Origin of the sequence: Ferrovum sp. (genome assembly GCF_027317285.1) — a bacterium.
In the GTDB taxonomy this organism is placed as follows: Bacteria; Pseudomonadota; Gammaproteobacteria; order Burkholderiales; family Ferrovaceae; genus Ferrovum.
This window is the reverse complement of record NZ_DAHVHV010000092.1, coordinates 1-3,999: the sequence shown is the minus strand read 5'-3', so window position 1 is coordinate 3,999 and position 3,999 is coordinate 1. Positions and strand designations below refer to the sequence as shown.

Annotated in this window: 3 protein-coding genes; all 3 read left to right on the top strand. The window is 51.5% G+C overall.

Annotated features, from left to right (window positions below; all coding sequences use genetic code 11):
* Nucleotides 1-469: 469 nt before the first annotated feature.
* The gene (locus tag M6F29_RS11430) at nt 470-886 is read left to right on the top strand and encodes a hypothetical protein (protein ID WP_298159964.1); all 417 of its coding nucleotides are present in this window, start codon (nt 470-472) and stop codon (nt 884-886) included.
* Entirely contained in the window at nt 886-2,352 is a 1,467-nt protein-coding gene (locus M6F29_RS11425) for a DUF7125 family protein (protein ID WP_366526008.1), read from the top strand. The genes M6F29_RS11430 and M6F29_RS11425 overlap by 1 nt, the downstream gene beginning before the upstream one ends.
* 211 nt (nt 2,353-2,563) lie before the next feature.
* The coding region (locus M6F29_RS11420; RefSeq protein ID WP_298159960.1) for a putative bifunctional diguanylate cyclase/phosphodiesterase at nt 2,564-3,999 on the top strand (1,436 nt) is incomplete at its 3' end.

The following is a 3,999-nucleotide window of genomic DNA, read 5'->3' as shown; positions in this document are numbered from 1 at the left end:
CCTGAGAGCATGATGATGAAAGCAGACGTGATGAAAGACCTTGCACAGAACATGACCAAGAAGGCTGATGCCGTAAAGATATTCTATGCGGCCCTCACGCCGGAGCAAAAGGGGGTTTTTGACAAAATGTACATGGACCACATGAAATAACCTTCGTGTCACCCATTCAGGTACCATAAGGATGAGCGCCGGGTAGACATTCAACGGGCTCTTTGTTTTTGAGCAGGATACGCGCTCGACACCCTGATTCTCGAAACTCGCTTGACCGGTAGCGAAGATGCCGGTTTTTGTCGAATTAAAAGAATTTTGATAGAACTAAAAAATGGATATATCGTGTTGATTTTTGTAAAAAACATCAGATCATCCCTGATTCTGTTCGTGAGACGACAGGTCGGGGAAATGATCCGCCGTTGGCATGTCGGTGTACCTTCTCTGAACATTGTCATATCCATCGATCACTGACTTTGTTATGACTACCAATGGCTTGTTGCGGCACCAGATGATCGAAAACCTCATGGCCCGGCACACGGAAGGAGTTGTGGATGGCGCAGTTGTCTTGTGGGAGCAGTTGGCAACTCACATTATTTCGATCATCGGTGAAAGTGGTTTCAATTCCCTTTACGCAAGAAGTGTGTTCCTTGCCCAGTCAACCTTTCCCTGGCTCGTCGCTACTTCAACCTCACCGCAGACTGATCGCAGGTTTGCGGAATTAAGAATTTCTTTTGAAGGGCAAACGCGCATGCAAACCAGAGAGGCGAACAGATTGCTACTGATCATTTTTACCGACATCCTGGCATCGCTAATCGGCGAGCAATTGACGACCCAAATGGTACGTTTGGCCTGGGGCAATAATATCCAAGATAGATCCGGCAAGGAGTTTTCATGATGAGTAAGAAGGTTACCATACGCCGTCTGCCGACGGGCGTTCCTGGTTTGGACAACCTTCTGGGCGGGGGGTTGCCGGAATTCTCGTTCAACCTGATTGCGGGTACGCCGGGAAGCGGAAAAACGACACTCGCTCACCAGATCATGTTCTCACAGGCAAACTCGGACAATCGGGTACTGTTCTTCACGGTACTTGGCGAGCCTGCCTTGAAGATGCTCAGGTATCAGCAGCAGTTTTCGTTTTTTGACATTGATAAAATCAATGATTCGATACGCTTCGTCAATCTGTCTGCCGACCTCATGGGAGGGGATTTCGACCGCGTATTGTCGCGCATCTCCGAAGAGGTGAAAAACTATACACCCAGTTTGGTATTTGTCGATTCCTTCCGATCGGTCGTGCAATCGACGAAGAATCAGGATACAGGTATGTCCGATTTGCAAAGATTCGTGCAGCAGTTGGGCATGCAAATGACAAGTTGGCAGACAACCTCGTTTTTATTGGGTGAATATTTGGCGCCGGAAGCAGAGGCCAGCCCTATTTTTACCGTGGCCGACGGCATCCTCTGGCTTTCGCAAAACATGCACCACAATTCAATGGTGCGCAAGATGCAAGTGGTTAAAATGCGCGGTCAGGCTCAGGCAGCCGGTTTACATACCTTCCGTATCAGCGATGCGGGCATCCAGGTTTTTCCTCGTGCGATGGTCAAACCGAGCGGAGTGGTTGCGCCTTCTATCGAAGTTTCCGGCGGAGAGCACCGTATTCCTACGGGAGTACCGGGGCTGGATGAGATGATGGGCGGCGGCTTGCCCGCTGGCTATTCTCTGCTCCTGGTCGGACCATCCGGTTCCGGAAAAACCGTATTAGCCACAGAATTTCTTGCTGAAGGGGCAGCCAGGGGGGAACCGGGTGTGATTGCAGCGTTTGAAAAGAGCCCGAACCAACTGCTGAGCAGAAAACTCAATACACTGATTCAGGCTGGGCAGGTTGGGGTGATCGACACGCGTTCTCTGGATTTATCGATTGATCAAATTCTGCATGATCTGATCGAAATGATTACCAAAATGCAGGCAAAACGCGTTGTCATCGACTCCCTTTCCGGATTTGAACTGGCACTGGCACCCGAGTTTCATGAAGATTTCCGGGGATCTCTGTACCGGATGATTGCCGAGTTGACCGGCATGGGCGTGACCATATTGATGACCTCGGAACTGGAAGACCGCTACACGGATTTGCGTTTCAGTCCCTTCGGGAGCGCTTTTCTCGCTGATGCAATCATCATGCAGCGTTATGTTGAAATTGCGGGCCAATTCAAACGCGTCATCTCGGTCGTCAAAGTCCGTGGCAGCAGGCATAGCAAGGACATTCGGTTATACGACATTACAGATGAAGGCATCGTACTGGGGGAAACTTTGACTGCGCACGCTGGAATCCTGACTGGCCGGCCGACCGGCGATCGCGTGGTATAGGGAAGAAAGGGACGCCGTAATGAGTAAAAATGACAAGGATCAAATTTCCGATCCCGGTGATTCGGTCTCTTCGGGCACGAATTCTGAGAGTGAAAGACCGTTCACTGTCCGCGGAAACGACAGGAGGCGAGGTGGGAAGCATCGTCATTCACACTCCCCCCGAATCGACCCTCTGCACCCCGAAGATTCGATCAGTGCGCGAGAAGATGCCGTGCGGTTGCGAGAACAGGCTGTCAACCTGCTCGAGCAGGAAATTATTACTGCAGAAACAACGCAGAAAACTTCCGACCCTCACCTGAAGGTATTGCAACAAGCGAACGCAAACCTGGTAATTGCTACCATTGAAGCGCATAAACTGGCCGAACAAATCCAGATGTCTAAAACGCATCTGGATCATTTAGCCCATCACGATGGGCTCACCGATTTGCCCAACCGAATGCTGCTGCATGACAGGCTTGGTCAGGCAATCGAGTCGGCTCGTCGTCGAGGCAGGAAACTTGCGTTGCTGTTCATGGATGTAGATCGATTCAAAAATATCAATGACTCTCTGGGGCATGGGGTTGGAGATCAACTGCTGCAATCGGTGGCAAAACGCCTGGTCGAGTGCGTGCGTCACTCAGACTCCGTCTGCCGCCAGGGCGGAGATGAGTTCATTATCCTGCTGGCCGAAATCGAGCACGCAGAAGACGCAGCGCTTTCTGCACAGAAGGTGCTTACAGCGCTTGCGATTCCTCATCGCATCGACCAGCACGACCTCTATATCAGCGTGAGCATCGGTATCTGCATCTACCCCGACGATGGTTCGGATGCAACTTCCCTGATCAAGGGTGCGGATATGGCGATGTATCATACCAAGGGAAACGGGGGTAACGACTATACATTCTTCGAGCAGAGCATGAATACCCAGGCCGTCAAGAAACTATCCACTGAAACCGATCTGCAACTCGCACTGCAACGGCAGGAATTCGTGCTGTACTACCAGCCGAAAATAAATCTTCAGAGTGGCGAAATTGTCGGGGTAGAGGCGCTCATCCGCTGGCGTCATCCACGGCATGGACTGATCCTGCCCGGGCAGTTTATCCAGATCGCCGAAGACTGTGGCCTCATTGTGCCCATCGGCGCGTGGGTTTTGCGGGAAGCTTGCAAACAAGCCAAAGCCTGGCAAGATTCTGGTTTTCCTCCCCTCCCGGTGGCGGTCAACATCTCTGCCGCACAGTTCAGACGTAAGGATTTTCTGGAAAGCCTGGCGGGGATCCTGAAAGACACCGGCCTGGCAGCGCGCTATCTCGAACTTGAGTTGACCGAAAGCGTGCTCATGCAGGATGCAAATGTTACCGTCTCCATGCTCGAGGCGCTCAAAGCCATGGGCGCTCAACTTGCCATCGACGACTTTGGTACGGGTTTTTCGAGTTTGAGTTATTTGAAACGTTTTCCGATTGACACGCTGAAGATCGACCAGTCGTTTATGCATGACATCACGAAAGCTATGGACAATTTGGATGATGCTGCCCTCGTGACCGCCGTGATCGGCCTGGGAAAAAGCCTCAATTTGTGCGTCATTGCCGAAGGTGTGGAAACGCATGAACAGTTGGTATTCCTGCAGAACCAGGGGTGTAGCGAAGGACAGGGGTTTTATTTCAGTCAGCC